We start from the raw sequence: 18,169 nt of genomic DNA, 5'->3' as shown, positions 1-18,169 counted from the left end.
TTATTCTATATTTTTTACCAATACCCAGCCGTTGTAAACTGTTTGGGTATTGTTTTTATCGTTTTCATTCCAAGTGATGGTATACCAGTAAGTTCCAGTCGGTACTTTTTTGCCGCCTGCTGTTCCGTCCCACTTGTAGTTTCTGATCTTATCTGCTTTGTATAGCATGTTTCCGTATCTGTCGTAGATGGTGAAAACTAAATTTTTCTTGTATGCTAACGCAGTATAATCAATTACGTCGTTCAGGTTATCACCGTTTGGAGTAATGGCATTGATAAGATTTGGTACTGTAATCTGTACATGTACTGGTGTACAGTTGTATGAATCTTTAACATATACTACCACTTCACCTCTTGCAAGCCCTGTGAACACGTTAGAATCCTGCCAGTTTACTCCATCCAAGGAATACTGGAACGGTGCTTTTCCTCCGCTTACATTGATTGAGATGGTATTGTTCGTAATATCAATGCTTGAAATTACCGGCTGAGCGGCAACATTTACTCTTACCAATTGTCTTGCAGTACATTTACCTGTTTTAAGTAATACCCAGTAAAGTCCGGGACCTACTCCTGTAATGGACTGTGTGGTGGCACCTGTGCTCCATAAATAAGAATCAAATCCTGCACCTGCATCCAAGTTTGTTGTTGCATCAATACAGATAGTCTTATCTCTTAAAACTGAAGAATATACAGGAGGTAAAACTTTCAGATTTATTTTAGCAATGACAAAACAGTTGGCCAAGTTGGTGATTCTTACATAAACAGTGGATGAGGTTGTAATGTAGTTCGTCGGTGGATCTGTAATCGGATTGGTTGCAGCCAAAGCATCAGCCTGAGTTTTGTAATATACTTTGGTAATGCCTGTTGCAGTGGTTACATTAGCCTGTGTAAGATCAAAAGATCCGGTTGTTGGCGCACCTTCGATAAAACAAGATTCCATAGTAACTTCTGTCGTAGGAATTTGTGGGAAAAATGCCAGTGTAATGGTTGTAGAACCTGTACATCCAAGAGGAGTAGTTACTTTTACATATACGGTCCCTGCCTGTGAAAGGTACGAATTCGCATTTGTTATCTCGTTGGTTCCAGCATTAAGGTCTGCCAATGTTTTATAATACTTCTTTGTAGATCCTGCAGGCTCACCCACATTCGCAGATGTAAGGTTGAACGTCGCTGTTCCTATATTATTGTTATTGCATTCCGTAAGGGTTTGTGGTGTTGCTGTAAATGGTGACAGATTCAGCTGTATCTTCCCGTCCGGGTTATCACAAAGAATTCCGGAGTTATCTTTAATTAAAACAGAAACTGATGTATTAGCACTGAACTGATAATTCGTAGGATTCGTGATCGCAGTTCCTCCAACACTGTATGAGAATGTGTAATTTGCTGGGTTCGTTACAAACTGATTCTGATAAGTCGTTAAATTTACTGTTCCTTGTCCTGTTGATGGGTTAGGGCAGAAAGTATCAGTTACTAATGCTTGGTTGATAGCAACTTTATCTACATAAACTTTTACATTTTTAATAGAGTGTCTCGATCTGTTTCCTCCTGTAGAAGCTGAAAATCCGAAATATCCCACCGTCATTCCCGCAGCAGCACCCGCAGGCGCAAAAGACTGGTTACAGATCACAGTGCCGTCAATGGTAATCTTGATCATCCAGTTTTGAGTCCCGGCGATAGTTTCTCCTGTTACTTCAACATGCTTATAGTTCGTTCCCTGAAAAGGAAGTGTTGTATTCATGTCGGGAGAGTGGAAAGAGCTTCCTGCCGTGTTGAAAAACTCGACGTTGTTGTTATCGGTGGTGTTGGCAACCTGCCCGTAAGCAACGTGTACTTTACTCATTACCGCAGTCGTTGTGTTATTGTACGTGTCGAAACCTACGATTAAACCGATTGCATTTTGAGATACTCCAAGCCCGGATCCCAATACACTGGCTACCGGTGGGTTTTGCAGGTACCAGAACGCGATACCGTCTCCATTGGCAGTCTGGTTAGAATCCATTCTGAAATCGAATTCAACTCTCCACTTATCACAATATTTCAGGTTAATAGGATCATTAAGCCTGATAGATCCTGACTGATTGTTGGTATCGGGAGTAAGCTGAATGAAATCTGCCGGGGTTCCGACTACTGTGGGAGAAACCATTGTCCATCCTGTTGTTGATACGGGATTTCCTGTCAGCTGATAGGTCTGAGCAGAATTTTTTCCGAAAAAGCAGAGTAAGAGAATGGATAAATAAGATAGTAGTTTTTTATTCATTTATTAACATACTTAAAATTAGACGTGTAAAGATATTAAATCCTAAGCAATAAATATGTATTCAATATTAATTTTACCGAATATGATGGTTATTTTGTAATAAATGATAAGTTAAAAGATGAAATATTAAAAATGTTTTAACCAAATTTAGGATCAATATAAATTAAAAAAGAGAATTGTTTTCTAGACTCTCGAAGTAAGAATCGATCTCCAAATTTGCTGATGCAGCGGCAGTTACGGCAAGCTTGTCGCAGAGCTCATTTTCAAAATGTCCTGCATGTCCCTTTATCCAATGCATTTTTGGTTTGTGAAGATTGTAGAGTACCACAAATTTTTGCCAGAGATCAGGATTTTTCACATTTTTCCAGCCTCTTTTAATCCAGCCGGCCAGCCAGTTTTGGTTAATGGCATCCGAAACATATTTGCTGTCGGTATAAATATGGATGTCGTTATCCGTAGATTTCAGTTTTTCCAGCGCAGTGATGACTGCCAAAAGCTCCATTCTGTTGTTGGTGGTTTTTCTGAAACCTTTGGAAAATGTTTTCTGATAATTCTTTTCGGGTACGCGCATGAGAATTCCATATCCGCCTTTTCCGGGGTTTCCGCTGCAAGCTCCGTCGGTGTATATTTCTATTCTCAAGGTTTTATTTAATTGAATTAATTTTAGATAAATTTAAAAAGATATTTAAAACTTTCTTAAGCTGTTAGTATTCGTGTTACTTCCTTGAAATTGTCGAAAGGTTTATCATAAGGGCTTCGACAGGCTCAGCCTGGCATCTCTAATACTAAAAGTTTTTTATAGATTTTGCAAAAGTTCAAACTATATCTTAATCTTAATTATTAAAAAGGAAAATCGTCATCATCATCAAAATCATTCATCGAAGATCCCGAAAGCTTTGAACTGTCCGGAAGATCGAACGCCGCTCCCGGTTGAATTGTGGTTTTTATTTTATCAAAACCGCTAGGTTCTGCAGATCCGTAATTTGAAGGATACCCGCCGCCCATGCCGCCATCAAAAGCAGCTTCAATATCACCGAATTTTGCAAAATGTTTTAAGAAAGATAAACGCACATCGGCTGTGGCACCGTTTCTGTGCTTTGCAATAATTAATTCCGCCTGATTTTCTGTTGAGGTTTCCTGTCCTTCTTCATCATTATCCCAAACGGTAATTTTATAATATTCCGGACGGAAGATGAAGGATACGATATCTGCATCCTGCTCAATCGCTCCCGATTCCCTCAAATCTGAAAGCTGAGGTCTTTTTCCGGGACGTGTTTCCACACTACGCGAAAGCTGAGAAAGGGCTATTACAGGAACGTTCAGTTCTTTGGCAATCGCTTTTAGAGATCGTGAAATCATGGAAATTTCCTGTTCACGGTTTCCGGCTCCTTTTCCGCTGCCACCACCGGCGGTCATTAGCTGAAGGTAGTCGACCATGATTATTCTTACCCCATGCTGCATTACCAGTCTTCGGCATTTTGCACGGAAATCGAATATCGAAAGCGAAGGGGTTTCGTCTATATATAAAGGAGCATTTTCCAATTCGGAGACATTGGAGAACAGTCTTTGCCATTCTTCATCGTCTAATGTTCCTTTTCTTAATTTTTCTGAAGAAATTCTTGTTTCGGAAGCAATCATTCTGGTAATCAGCTGTACCGAAGCCATCTCGAGTGAAAATAAAGCCATCGGAACTTTGTGCCCTACTGCTATATTTCTCGCCATCGAAAGAAGGAATGCGGTTTTTCCCATCGCCGGACGTGCCGCAATAATAATAAGGTCGGAATTTTGCCAACCTCCGGTTTCTTTGTCAACATCTCTGAAACCTGAAGGCACTCCGGAAAGTCCTTCTTTATCTTTTAAAGATTTGATGGTTTCAATTGCCTGCTTTACCAATGAATTGGCTGTGTCGAACCCTTTTTTGATAGTCCCGTTGGTAATTTCAAAGAATGACTGTTCCGCTTTATCCAATAATTCGAAAACGTCGGTTGATTCTTTATACGAAGAATCGATAACATTCGCCGAAACATTAATTAAGCTTCTTAAAATATATTTTTCTAGAATAACGCGGACATGATATTCGATGTGGGCGGAAGAACTTACTCCCATCGTAAGCTCAACAATATAATGATCACCACCTGCCTGATTCAGTTTTTCAGATTTTTTCAGATCCTGAATGATGGTCATGATATCTACAGGCTGGTTGGCTTCATACAATTTCAAAATGGTAGAAAAAATTACCTGATGTCTCGGGTCATAAAAAACTTCAGGGGTTAGCAAATCGATAGAATGGTCGAGCCCTTTTTTATCAATTAAAAAAGTACCAATTACTAATCTCTCAAAATCTACTGCATTGGGAGGCATTTTTCCGTCAGCAATGGAGAGTTCTCTTGCAAAGTTTCCGTTCGTCAAAGAAGATAATGTTTCTTTCTGCGCCATAATGATGCAAAGATAGTTTTTTTGAAAAGCAAATAAAAAAGACTCATCAAGAATTATTGTTGATAAGTTTTAAAACATTAGGTGTGAAGGGCTTTCGTTTGGTGCATAAAAAAATCACCCCAGAATTGAGGTGATTTAAATAACGGTTTAAAAACTAAATTATTCTATGTTTTTAACTAATACCCAACCGCTGTATTTCGTTTCGGTATTGTTTTTATCATTTTCATTCCATGAGATCGTGTACCAATAAGTTCCTGTAAGGATTTTCTTACCGTTGGAAGTTCCGTCCCAAGTATAATCTCTGATTTTGTCTGCCTTGTACAGCATGTTTCCATATCTGTCATACACTGTGAACACTAAGTTTTTCTTGTAGGCTAATGCAGAATAATCAATATAATCGTTTTTGTTGTCTCCATTTGGAGTAATCGCATTCAGAAGGTTGGGTACGGTTACCTGAACATCGATAGGATTACAGTCGTAAGAATCTTTTACGTATACTTTATTTTCACCTCTCGGCAATCCTGTGAATACGTTAGAATCCTGCCAGTTGACCCCGTCTAAAGAGTACTTGTAAGGAGCTTTTCCTCCATTTACGATTACTGTGAAAGAATCATTTGTAATATCAATGCTTGTAATGACAGGCTGTACAGAAGCTTTTACATTTACCTGTTGTAAAGTCCAGCATTTTCCTGTTTTTAATTTTACCCAATAAGCTCCGGGAGATACATTCGAGATAGACTGAGTCGTTGCTCCTGTGCTCCATTCATAAGCTGCAAAGCCCGGTCCGGCATCTAAAACAGTAGTATCTTCAATACAGATAATTTTGTCCTTTAATACATTAGATTGTACAGGAGGTAAAACTTTCAGACTTATTTTAGCAATAGCAAAACAGTTGTTTTCGCTGATTACTCTTACATAGACAACACTTGTTGTCGCAATATATGCACCAGGATTTAATATTTCATTCGTTGCAGCAATAGCATCTGCCTGAGTTTTATAATATTTCTTCGTATGACCGGCTACAGAACTTACACTTACTGAAGTCAGATCAAAAGAACCTGACGTTACATTGGTATCAATATAACATTCTTCGATCGATGCATCGTTTACAGTAACCGCTGGGTGGAACTGTAATGTGATGACATTAGAACCGGTACAGCCTTGTGGAGTAATTACTTTTACGTAAATTGTTTTTGGAGCTGATACATAAGCTGCAGGATTTAAAATTTCATTTGTTCCTGCATTCAGATCTGCTTGGGTAAGGTAATATTTCTTCGTTACATTGGTTGATGCCGGATAAACATTTGCTGATGTTAGATCAAAAGTACCGGTTCCCATATTGTTGTTGTTACAAGCCAATAGAGTAACAGGGGTTACTGTTAGGGGTGGTAAAAACTGTAATGTGATCTGAGAGCTTCCCACGCAACCTTCACTTGTTGTTACTTTTACATAAACAGTTTTTGGAGCTGTAGAATAATAATTAGAAGGATTCGTGATTTCATTGGTTCCCGCATTAAGGTCCGCTAATGTAGGATAATATTTTTTTGTGATACCTGTAGGGTTATATACATTCGCTGATGTTAAATCGAATGATCCAAATCCTGTATTGTTATTGTTACAAGCAGTGAGTGTTGCATTTTGCACGACAATATTTCCTTGTTTAAATTTAAATCTACCTACCTGGAAGCATCCATTTGCTGGGTTAGCAGGGTTTGTCGGATCTTCATATTTTATTCTGTAATAATAAATGTCTGTTCCATTGACCATAATTGGTGTTGTGATAGGAGCAGTTCCTGCAACGGCATCATTTTGAGTCAAATGATAACTAACTGTAAAATTAGGGTTACCATTAACGATTCCGGCAGTTAAAGTAGTGAAATCAAACATGGTTGGCAATGCACATTTGAAGATCTCATTAGGATCACTAGGGTTAGCAGCCGGTGTACCTGGGGTAATGAAAGGGTTTGGCGTTAAAGCAGGATCGTTAAATGCAGATGTTAAAGTGGCTGTTCCTCCCCATGTTAATGAAAAACCATAAGGGTTACCAGGAATGTAGTTATCAATAAGAAGATAATAGGTTTCCCCTGCCACTACATCCAGTGGAGTTTCCCATTGGTCTCCTGTAATTGTCGAGCTTAAACCTGTAGGCCCGGTAGTTCCGTCGAAGTTACATTTAATTGCGTTTCCGAAATCCCATGTGGTGCAATCAATATTTGGTCCGTATACTGCAAAGTCATAATCATAATGGGTTACCCCGGGAACCGTGAAAGGTGTTATGGTAAACTCGATAGTTCCTGTAGTTGCTGCAGTGAAAACGTACCATACAGAATAATGCTCAAGAGCTAAGCAGCTGGCAGAAGTCTGTTCAGGAATAGTACCCGAGCTGTTAGAATTATATGAAAGATCTGAATTTCCACAAACCGGAATTGCAGTGATACAGTCGGATTGTGAGAAGACTATTTGTGACAGAAATAAAACTGCCAACATTAATAATTTCTTCATTGGGATTATTTTATAAATATATTAAACTTATTATGTGAAAAAAACCGCTTTAGAAAGCGGTTTTCTTTATGGTAGATCGTATTTATTCTCTGTTTTTTACCATTACCCATCCTGAGAATTTGAATGGAGTGCTTTTTTTGTCGTTTTCATTCCATGTAACAGAATACCAGTATGTTCCTGTAGGAACTTTTGTCCCGGCTGTTGTTCCGTCCCATTTAAATCCAGTCGTTTTATCAGCTTTTCCAACCAATACTCCATATCTGTCATAGATGCTTAATACAAGATTTTGCTTGCCTGCCAATGCTGAATAATCGATCACGTCATTGATACCATCTCCGTTCGGAGTGATAACATTGATGATGTTTGGAACGACTACAGTTACAATTACAGGATCACAATCATAATCATCTTTTACATACACTGTATTGTCGCCTCTTGGTACATTGTTGAATGTGTTTGAATCCTGCCATGTGATTCCGTCAAGTGAATAACTGTATGGTGCAGTTCCACCTACAACATTTACTGTGAAAGAGTTGTTGGTAATATCAATATTAGAGATTACAGGTTGCTCTGAAGGATAAACCTTTACCGTCTGTCTTGTAATACATTGTCCTGTTTTAAGCTCTACCCAATATGTACCTACAGAAACATTGCTGATGGACTGTGTGGTAGCACCAGTGCTCCATTTGTATCCGTTGAACCCAGGTCCTGCATCTAAGGTTGTTGTATCTTCCATACAGATTATCTTTTCTTCAAGAACACTAGAATATACAGGAGGAAGTACAATAAGAGTTACTTTAGCAACAGCATAACATCCGTTTCCGTTGGTTACCTTTACAAACGCAACTCCGTTTGGAGAGATGTATGTGGTAGGGTTCGGAATCTGATTAGTTCCTGCTACTGCGTCAGCTAAAGAAGGGAAATAGGTTTTCGTACCCGTCTGGCTTGTTACTGTTGCCGTAGTAAGGTTGAACTCTGCCGTAGCCGGATTTGCTTCAATGAAACAAGATCTCAGTACTGCATCATCATTCACAACTACTTCAGGGAAGAAGTTTAGAGTGATTTTTGCAATATCAGAACATCCTAAGTTGGTTGTTATTTTTGCATATACCTCTCCGGTAGCTGAAACGTAAATTCCAGGATTCAAAATCTCATTAGTTCCGTTATTCGCATCCGTGATTGTTGGGTAATACTTCGTAACATAGGTGTACGCCGGGTCTGGTGTATATAATGTTGTTGCAGTAAGGTTATAGGTTGCAACCCCCGCTTTATTGTTGTTACATGCCGTTAGAGTAGCATTATTTGCTTTAAAAGGGACTTCTTTAAATTTAAATTGATTGATGTTGAAGCACTTATTAGTCGGATTATTAGGATTGGTAGGATCCTGATAACGAATTGTATAATAATATGTATCTGTAGCATTTACAACAATAGGTGCAGTAATTGCGTTTGTATCAGCCAAGGCATCGTTGGATGAAGTATAATATTTTACATAGAAATTAGGATTACCATTAATAAGACCAGCGCTTTGGCTTTGGAAATTGTACGGAGCATTAATATTACATGTCTGTATAATTCTCGGGTCTGATGGTGTAGCTCCCGGAATTCCGATAGGGTTAAACGGATTAGGCTGAATAGCAGGGTCATTGAATGGTGAAGTTAAGGTAGCAGTACCTCCCCAAGTCATTGAAAAAGCCATTGCAGCATTGGCACCAGACCAGTTATCCACAATAAGATAATAACTTTCTCCGGCTACAACATTCAGTGCCGGGCTCCAAGCGCCGGAATTAGCCGTCAAACCAATCTGTAAACCCGTTTGGTTGGGAGCAGCTTGTGCACCCGCGTAGTTGCATCGTATTGGTGCGCCTTTTGTACCGCAGGTTACGTTAGGTCCATATACAGCAAAATCATAATCAGCAGTAAAAGGAGCTTGAGGTGAAATTGTAAAAGTTAAAGTCCCAGATGTTGCAACCGTAAACTGATACCATACGGAGAAGTGCTCGTTCGCTTGCAAGCAACTTCCGTTAGCATTCACCTGATCATCTACAACACCTGCACCGGTAGGGAAATAAGATACGTCTGAATTTCCACATACAGGAATTGCCGTAATACAATCAGACTGTGCAAAAAAGATTTGTGAAAAAATTAGTAATAATATTAGGTAGATTTTTTTCATAATAGGGAAGTTTATCTTGATTATGATTATTATTTAAGAATAGAAAGATAGTAGTTGGTATCTTCTTTTCCCCAGCTTGGGTCAAGATTGGACTTTTTACTGTAAGTTTTAAATTTAGCTAAGGCCGAATTGAAATATTTTTTTGCCAATTCCTGATCCCCTCCATTTTTAACAGGAGAGTTTAATGCAATTTCACCTTTAATTACATCAATTCTTGGATTGCTTTTGTCTTCAGCTTCTGCTTTAGCCAGATATTCTTTTGCTTTCGCTAGATAAGCAGCACCTCCTGTTGGGTTGTTTAGCGATTTTAATAAATTGATTTGTGATAAAAGAATATTTGCTTCTGCATTATTAGGATTTTTTACAAATATTCCGGCAATATATTTCTCTGCCAAAGCTGATGTTTCATCAATTTTTGGCGCATTGCCTTCTCGTTGAGAAATGATCTCGTTTCTCACTAGTGATAAAGCCGTGTAGTAATAGGCTCTCCAATCTTCTTTTTTGGTTTCGGTACCTCTGGAAAGACTGTAAACGTAATTGGTAAAATAATCCGTAGACTGCTGAAATTCTCCGGTTTTTTTGGCAGACTCTAACTTAGTAATTTGAGCTGGTAAGGTCTTTTCATAAGAAGTTTGAGCAAAGCTGTAAACGCCCATTCCTAACGAAAAGAAAATGAATAGTTTTTTTATCATAATAGGAAATATTTTATACTACAAATATAAAAAATTATTAAACTTAATTTAAAGTTTTTAAGATTTATTTAATAAATTGATAGTTATTGTTTTAATATTGCATTTTTCTCAATTTTGGATTGGTGCTTCCTACAATTAATGCAATAAGCACCGTCATCGTTCCTCCGAAAATAACAGAGCGTACAACACCCAGCAATTTTGCCGAAAGACCACTTTCAAACTGTCCCATTTCATTACTCGACATAATAAAGATGGAATTCACGCTCAAAACCCTTCCTCTGATATGATCCGGCGTTTTCAACTGAACAATAGTCCCTCTGATTACTACGGAAATCCCATCCAGCATTCCGCTTAATACCAGGAACATAAACGAAAGCCAGTACCAGGTTGATAATCCAAAACCGATAATGCAAAGACCAAATCCTGTAACCACGGCAAGCAAAATTTTACCCTGATTTTTGCGTAACGGAATTATAGACAACATCGTAATAATACACATCGATCCGATGTCAGATGCTGCATTTAATAATCCGAAACCTTCCGCTCCCACCTTCAGAATATCAGTGGCATAGACCGGAATCATGGCAACTGCTCCTCCAAAGAGAACGGCAAACATATCCAAACACAGCGCTCCCAGAATTTCTTTAGTCCTGAAAATATAGGAAATTCCTTCACGCATACTGTCTATAACGTTAATATTCTCTTTTTTGTATTCCGAATATTGTTTATTTAACTGAAAAAAGAAAAGAGATGCTATAAAGATCAAAGAAATAATGACGAGCAGTGTCCATTTTATTCCGAAATAACCGATTAAAAATCCGCCGATAGCATGGCCGCAAACGGATGAAACGAGAAATGCGGCCTGATTTAAAGTAACAGCATTAGGTAAATTATCCTTTTTTACGATCTTAGGAATCATGGAAGGAACAATAGGCCCGATAAAAGCCCGGGCAATTCCTGTAAAAAAAATCACAGTATATATAAAATAGGTAATCTGGTGTCCGGTAAAATGCATTTCAACATTAAAAAATGCAGGAATCAACAATAATCCAATTAAAAAAATATAAGCGTAATTGCAGATTAACAAAAGCCTTTTCTTTTCGTTCATATCAATCACATGTCCTGCATATAATGCACAGCTTACGGCCGGAATCACTTCTGAAAGTCCGATAAGCCCGATTGAGAAAGGATCTTTTGTTAATTGATATACCCACCATCCGAGTAAAGTAGCAAGCATTCTGAAGGCTAAAACGATAAAAAATCTTCCTGTAAGAAGATTTCTGAATTCGACATTCTTCAACGTCTCTAACGGAGTAAATGAAATCATCCGACAAAAATAGCCTCAAATATTGATTTGAGGCTTATGATATAATATTATTTTAAAAGATAAAGTAAATTGAATCTGAAAGATAACATCTATTAGTCTGCTCTTGAGGCACTGAAGACCAATGCTGCCACTCCTGCAGCTCCAATAATTACGGCTCCTGTTGTAATTCTTGCTTTTCTGTTGTCTCTTACCGAAGCAACATCCGCTTTAGAAATTGTTACTACTGTACTGTCTTTTTTTCCGGCAGTTCCAATCAAATTATCTCCATCTACATTTCGGAATAATATTTTCTGGCTTTTTGAGCCATCTTTCATCTTTACTGTATACATTTTTCCTGCTTCAAGATTAGAATAATCATTTTTTGCAGTGTCTTCTGAATATTTTGTAGTTGCACAAGATGAAATTACAAATAAAGAGGTCAATAAAGATGATTTTAAAAGTACAGATGCTTTCATTATTATTTTTTAGTTTTCCAAATTTATAATTTTTTTCGAATATACGTTTCCGGAATTGAAAAAATGTGATTAAAGTTTATAAATTTCCAACAATTCTGCGATTTTTCTGTCATTAGCAAGCCTTGGTATTTTATTTTGACCGCCAAGCTTTCCCTGAGATTTTGCATACTCGTTAAAAGCATTTTTCTTTAAACTTGAAATATGCAGCTTCTGCAAAATATTTCCCGAAATCAGATCATCATAATATGTATTGCGTTTTCTTAGCTGATCATCCAATTCATTTTTAAATAAGTCCAAATTTTCCGGTTCTTTTTCAAATTCAATAAACCATTCGTGATAAGGAAGCCCTTCATTCGGATTCACTTGTGGTGCAAGATGAAACTCGGTAATGTGTGCGGGATATTTTTCTAAAGCTGATTTGATGGCTTCCTCCACTTCAAAAGCAATCACGTGTTCTCCGAAAGCTGAGGTGAAATGTTTGGTTCTTCCACTCACCAGAATTCTGTGCGGATTTTTATCAATAAATCTCACGACATCACCAATCGAATATGCCCAAAGTCCTGAATTTGTTGTTAAAATTAAAGCGTAATCTTTATTAAGCTCTATGTCTTTTAAGGTTAATCTTTTCGCATTCGGTTTTCCATATTCTTCCAGTGGAATAAATTCATAGAAAATCCCATGATTGGTTAAAAGCAATAATCCTTCCTTGGTATAATCATCCTGAAACGCAAAAAATCCTTCGGAAGCAGGAAATGTCTGAACAATATCTACTTTTCCTCCCAACAATTCTTCCATCTTGTCCCGGTACGGTTCGTAATTAACGCCGCCGGTAACGATCAATTGAAGATTAGGGAAAATTTGTTTGATTTTTTTACCATGTTTTTCAATCAGTTTCTCAAAATACATAATCAGCCAGGGCGGAATTCCGGAAATTAAGGTCATATTTTCCTTCTCGGTTTCTTCAACGATTTTATCCACCTTTGCTTCCCAGTCTTCCATCATATTGGTTTCCAGACTTGGAAGTCTGTTTTTCTGTAAATAATTCGGAATATGATGCGCTACAATTCCTGAAAGCCGCCCGATTTTTATTCCAAAATCTTCCTTTAATTCGGGGCTTCCCTGTAAAAAGATCATTTTTCCTTTTACAAAATCGGCATTATTTTTCTTGGCAATATAATGGAATAATGCACTCTGAGCTCCTTTAATCTGAAAAGGCATTCCTTCCTTAGAAATAGGAATGTATTTAGAACCGGAAGTTGTTCCCGAAGTTTTGGCAAAATATTCGGGAGTTTCTGTCCAGAGAATATTGGCCTGCCCGCGCTTTACCCTTTCAATATAAGGTTTCAGATCTTCGTAATCTGCAACGGAAACTTTTTCCTGAAAATCTTGTACGGATTTAATATTTTCGAAATCATGTTCTCTTCCAAAAAGCGTTTTTTGGGCAGTTTTAACCAGAGATAATAAGAGCTCTTCTTGATTTTTCTCTGCATTTTTCTTGAATTCTCCAGCTTTCTGAACGTGTTTTCTCGCCCAGATCAATGCTGCATTTTTCTTTAGGAAGTTTAGCATGCTTCAAATTTATAAATAACTAAAGAATCTGAAATGTTTTTTGTGAAATAAGCAACAAAAAAACCGATGAATGAGTGTACACCGGTTCTTCGAAATTTGATTATGAAAATAACAACTATAATGTTGAGTTACTTGTTTTCTTTGTACCTTTTGTCAGGAGTACCGTCCTTTTTCAGTTTTTTGTTTTCCTTATATCTTTTGTCGGGTGTTCCGTCCTTCTTCATTTTCGCTGCGGGCTTAGCAGTTTGAGCGGCCGGTTTGGCAGCCTTTACTGTTTTTGTGATCTGTGCTGAAGCGGCGGGTGCAGTTTGCTGAGCATTGGCAAGTCCTAATCCTAATACGATAGACATTGCTGTTAAAAATTTTTTCATAGTGACTTTGTTTGTTTTGTTGAATCAAAGGTATATAAAAAACAGATCGAAAAAATAGCTTTTTGAAACTTAACTAAAGTTTATTACAGATTAAAAAAAGATTAAATAATGTTGAAGGCGACTAAGGCTTAAGCCTTGTCAAGGTTCAAAACCTTGACAAGGCTGATTTAAATAATCATCATTTGATTTACAAAAAATCTGCTTCCCTTAAAAAGAAAAGCAGATCCTAACATATGTATGAAAAGTTGGTTAACGCGTACAGTTTGCAGTCCACGTTCGGCCATCTTTAATGTATAGTATTTTTAATTCATTGTTATCAATTCTGATATAAGATGTAGCTGTTGATCCTACCATCACCAACACATTATCCCCTTCCTTATTAAATTCGATCCCGTTTAGATCGGGAATCCCGTTGGAAAAAGCGAAATTATATTTGGTTCCGCTTGCAATCTTGGTTACAAATACACTTCCGTCGTCGGACTGGATGTTATTGTCACTGTCGTTGTACGATACACTTCCTTTATAAGTTCCCGCAAAAAAGTCGTTGTTGGCAGGGTCGTCATCGTCACTACATGAAACGGCCGTGACTACAAAGAACATCAAAAGGAATAATCCTAAAATTCTAATTACTTTTTTCATAATAATATTTCTTTAATGGTTTGATATGAGAAAATATTCAAACAAAATGCCATGTGGTATCTGTAGAATTATTTTAACTTTTAATTTAAAATTTTAGTAAAAAATTAAGATTTGGAAGGTTTTTAAAGAATTATTTTAAATTTTGAATAATCTGCAATCTTCGTTTCGACAAAATATTTATCCTTACCTTTGTGAAGATCAAACGATTTCGGAAAACTCCCGAAATCGCTTTTGTCGTTTATACCAAATTATTTTATGCAGTTAAAAACCATCAGCGAAAAGTTTCTTCCGGACTTGCTTCAGAAAGAATTCGGAAAGGAGATTTTTATTCAATTGGAAAATAATCAACATATTTCTGTGAAGGGAAATGCAGGTTCTTCGGTTTCTATTTTTGTGGCAGAGCTTTTCCTTACTCAAAAAAAACATGTCCTTTATATTGTTGATGATAAAGAGGATGCATTATACGCCAATACTGAAATGGAAGATCTGCTGGGAAAAGATAAGATTCTGTATTTTCCGGCAACGCATCTCGAACCGTATCAGATTGAAAAAACGCAGAATGCTAACTTGGTCTTGAGAACCGAGGTTATCAATAAAATTACATCCAGTAAATCTCCAAAAGTTATTGTAGCCTATGCAGGAGCTTTGTCGGAAAAGGTTTTGAAAAAAGAAGATTTTAAAGCCATTTCGCACCATATTAAAGTGGGCGACCAGCTTGATTTTGATTTCGTGGATGAATTATTAAATCATTATAATTTTCAGCAGGCAGACTTCGTTTCCGAACCGGGAGAATTTTCTGTGAGAGGAGGAATTGTAGATGTTTTTTCTTTTTCGAATGAAAAACCTTACCGTATCACATTCTTTGGAAATGAAGTGGAAAGCATTAAAACTTTTGATATCGAAACACAGCTTTCAATTGATAAAGTGACCGGTTTTCAATTGGTTTCCAATATGAATTTTACCGTGACGGGAAGCCGGGTTTCATTATTGCAGTTGTTGCCGAAAGAAAGTTTTGTGATTTCCAGAAACGGAATTGTCGGAATGCAGAAGCTGAAAACGTTCTACGAAAAATCTTTGGTTAAATATGAGACGTTAAATAAAGATATTGCACACCAATCGCCGCAGGAACTGTTTATTTCTGATCAGGAATTTTTATTTGATTATAAAAAATTTAAAACTGTAGATTTCGGAAGTATTCCTATTGAGGGTTTGATTGAATTATCAGAAATGAAAATCGATCAGTCGATACAACCTGCTTTTAATAAAAACTTCGAATTATTAATTGAAGACCTTGAAGAAAAACAAAACGAAGGCTTTGATACATGGATTTCTTTTTCCACCGAAAAACAGAAGGAAAGATTAGAATCGATTTTTGAAGAGCTGGAGCACGAACTTCCTTTTAAAAGTTTTAAATCTGAACTTCACGAAGGTTTTGTAGACCATGATCATAAAATTCTGGTGTATACCGATCACCAGATTTTTGACCGTTACCAAAGATATAAGGCTAAAAATACGTTTGCCAAATCTGAGCAATTAACATTGAAAGACCTGATGTCTCTTAAAATAGGAGATTATATTGCTCACATCGATCACGGAATCGGAAAATTCATGGGATTGGTGAAAGTGAATAACGATGGGAAAATTCAGGAATGTTTTAAATTAACTTATAAAAATGGAGACTTATTATATGTAAGTATTCATTCGCTTCATAAAATATCAAAGTATAACGGGCCAGACGGAAAAGAAATTGTTTTAAGCAAATTAGGATCGCCAACCTGGAAATCTTTAAAGCAAAAAACAAAGGCAAGAGTAAAACAGCTCGCGTTCGATTTGATAAAACTATATGCTCAAAGAAAATCTGCGAAAGGTTTTGCGTATACTCCCGATTCTTATTTACAAAATGAACTGGAAGCGAGTTTCCTCTATGAAGATACTCCTGATCAGGAAAAAGCAACCATCGACGTGAAAAAGGACATGGAAGCCGATACGGTGATGGATCGTTTGGTTTGCGGAGACGTTGGTTTCGGAAAAACGGAAGTGGCGATTCGTGCAGCATTCAAAGCGGCGACAGATGGAAAACAGGTGGCGGTTTTGGTTCCGACAACCATTTTGGCTTTCCAGCATTACAGAAGTTTCAAGGAAAGACTGAAGGATTTCCCGGTAAATGTTGCTTATGTTAACCGTTTCAGAACAGCAAAACAGAAATCTGAAACTTTGGCGGCTTTAAAAGAAGGAAAAGTTGACATTATTATAGGAACACATCAATTAGCGAGCAGTTCTGTGAAGTTTAAAGATTTAGGATTATTAATTATTGATGAAGAACATAAATTCGGAGTTTCTGTAAAGGATAAATTAAAAACACTGAAAGCGGATGTTGATACGTTAACATTAACGGCAACACCAATTCCGAGAACCCTGCAGTTTTCTTTGATGGCGGCGAGAGACTTATCAGTTATAAAAACTCCACCACCCAACAGGCAGCCAGTTGATACACAATTGATCGGTTTCAATGAAGAAATTCTTCGTGATGCTGTTTCTTACGAACTTCAGCGTGACGGGCAGGTTTATTTTATCAACAACAGGATTGAAAACCTGAAAGATATCGCCGGATTAATCCAAAGGTTGGTTCCTGATGCAAGAGTGATCACCGGTCACGGACAAATGGAAGGAAAGCAGCTTGAGAAAAACGTGCTGGATTTTATGGAAGGAAAGTATGACGTTTTGGTTTCCACAACGATTGTAGAAAGTGGGGTAGATGTTCCGAATGCGAATACTATTTTTATTAATGATGCGCAACGTTTCGGGATGGCGGATCTTCACCAGATGAGAGGCCGCGTCGGACGGAGTAACAGAAAAGCATTTTGTTATCTGATCACGCCGCCTTATGACATGATGACTGCAGATGCAAGAAAACGTCTGGAAGCGATTGAGCAGTTTTCTGATTTGGGAAGCGGCTTTCAGATTGCAATGAAGGATTTGGAAATTCGTGGAGCAGGGGATTTGTTGGGTGCAGAGCAGAGTGGATTTATTAATGAAATGGGATTTGAAACCTATCAGAAATTAATGCAGGAAGCGCTAGAAGAATTGAAAGATGATGAAGAATTCGAAAACTTATTCGAGAATGAAGAAGATAGAAATAAACTCTTTAAGTCTACAAAAGATGTGAATATCGATACGGATCTGGAACTGATGTTGCCGGATTGGTATATCTCGAATACGGAAGAAAGATTATTATTGTATCAAAAATTAGCTGAAGTAGATAATGAAGAAAACTTATTGAAGTTTGAATCTGAATTAATAGACCGTTTTGGGAATTTGCCAAAAGAAGCTGTCAATTTATTGAAAAGTGTAAGCTTAAAATGGCTGGCTGCAGACATTGGTTTTGAGAAGATTGTAATGAAAAACGGAGTGTTTTTAGGATACTTCCCGGGCAATCCTCAGGATAAGTTTTACCAGACCAATAAGTTCAGAAATATCATTAATTATTTAACAAAAAATCCTGCTGAAGCCCAATTGAAGGAGAAAGTGGGTAAAGACGGAAATCACCTCATGATGAGAAAAGATAAAGTGATAAATGTCGACGAAGTGAATTATCTTCTGCGATCTATTTTGAAGAGCGAAGTATAGTTCCATCAACAGTGAAAATTATAAGCTGCCGTATTGAAGCCATTTCAGTACGGCAGTTTCATTTTGTACCTTATCCGCTGATTTTAAGGTGTGAAAATAAATGAAGTATGCAAAGTTTT

At 37.3% G+C, this 18,169-nt stretch carries 12 protein-coding genes; 1 reads left to right on the top strand and 11 read right to left on the bottom strand.

Features of this window, described 5'->3' with window-relative positions; all coding sequences use genetic code 11:
* The 11 genes from BUA89_RS05390 to BUA89_RS05340 form a co-directional block, all read right to left on the bottom strand.
* Window positions 1-2,256 (bottom strand): T9SS type B sorting domain-containing protein, encoded by a 2,256-nt coding sequence (locus tag BUA89_RS05390; protein ID WP_072953796.1) that lies wholly within the window; start codon window positions 2,254-2,256, stop codon window positions 1-3.
* 163 nt (window positions 2,257-2,419) lie between these two features.
* Complete coding sequence (gene rnhA / locus BUA89_RS05385) at window positions 2,420-2,896, bottom strand: ribonuclease HI (protein WP_072953793.1); 477 nt, start codon at window positions 2,894-2,896, stop codon at window positions 2,420-2,422.
* A 200-nt stretch (window positions 2,897-3,096) separates the two neighbouring features.
* Entirely contained in the window at window positions 3,097-4,692 is a 1,596-nt protein-coding gene (dnaB, locus tag BUA89_RS05380) for a replicative DNA helicase (protein ID WP_072953791.1), read from the bottom strand.
* 159 nt (window positions 4,693-4,851) lie between these two features.
* Window positions 4,852-7,194, bottom strand: a complete 2,343-nt coding sequence (locus tag BUA89_RS05375; RefSeq protein WP_083531611.1) for a T9SS type B sorting domain-containing protein — start codon at window positions 7,192-7,194, stop codon at window positions 4,852-4,854.
* Between the two features lie 82 nt (window positions 7,195-7,276).
* Window positions 7,277-9,370 carry a T9SS type B sorting domain-containing protein gene (locus BUA89_RS05370; RefSeq protein ID WP_072953787.1) on the bottom strand — a complete coding sequence of 698 codons (2,094 nt, stop codon included), beginning with the start codon at window positions 9,368-9,370 and terminating at the stop codon, window positions 7,277-7,279.
* A 29-nt stretch (window positions 9,371-9,399) separates the two neighbouring features.
* The gene (locus BUA89_RS05365; protein ID WP_072953784.1) at window positions 9,400-10,062 is read right to left on the bottom strand and encodes a hypothetical protein; all 663 of its coding nucleotides are present in this window, start codon (window positions 10,060-10,062) and stop codon (window positions 9,400-9,402) included.
* A gap of 91 nt (window positions 10,063-10,153) precedes the next feature.
* A complete protein-coding gene (locus BUA89_RS05360) occupies window positions 10,154-11,389 on the bottom strand; it encodes an MFS transporter (protein WP_072953782.1) in 1,236 nt (411 codons plus the stop codon).
* 92 nt (window positions 11,390-11,481) lie between these two features.
* Window positions 11,482-11,844, bottom strand: a complete 363-nt coding sequence (locus tag BUA89_RS05355) for a hypothetical protein (RefSeq protein WP_072953780.1) — start codon at window positions 11,842-11,844, stop codon at window positions 11,482-11,484.
* A gap of 69 nt (window positions 11,845-11,913) precedes the next feature.
* A complete protein-coding gene (locus BUA89_RS05350) occupies window positions 11,914-13,413 on the bottom strand; it encodes a GH3 auxin-responsive promoter family protein (protein WP_072953779.1) in 1,500 nt (499 codons plus the stop codon).
* A gap of 128 nt (window positions 13,414-13,541) precedes the next feature.
* Window positions 13,542-13,784, bottom strand: coding sequence for a hypothetical protein (locus BUA89_RS05345; RefSeq protein ID WP_072953778.1), 243 nt, complete (start codon window positions 13,782-13,784; stop codon window positions 13,542-13,544).
* Between the two features lie 249 nt (window positions 13,785-14,033).
* The gene (locus BUA89_RS05340) at window positions 14,034-14,423 is read right to left on the bottom strand and encodes a hypothetical protein (protein ID WP_072953777.1); all 390 of its coding nucleotides are present in this window, start codon (window positions 14,421-14,423) and stop codon (window positions 14,034-14,036) included.
* A 255-nt stretch (window positions 14,424-14,678) separates the two neighbouring features.
* Between BUA89_RS05340 and mfd the strand changes: the two genes are divergently transcribed.
* On the top strand, window positions 14,679-18,050 hold the full coding sequence (mfd, locus tag BUA89_RS05335; RefSeq protein WP_072953775.1) for a transcription-repair coupling factor: 3,372 nt from the start codon (window positions 14,679-14,681) through the stop codon (window positions 18,048-18,050).
* The last annotated feature ends 119 nt before the right edge of the window (window positions 18,051-18,169 follow it).

This window comes from Chryseobacterium arachidis (assembly GCF_900129245.1).
In the GTDB taxonomy this organism is placed as follows: domain Bacteria; phylum Bacteroidota; class Bacteroidia; order Flavobacteriales; family Weeksellaceae; genus Chryseobacterium; species Chryseobacterium arachidis.
The sequence above is the reverse complement of the archived record's forward strand: the minus strand, read 5'-3'. Positions and strand labels throughout refer to the sequence as shown.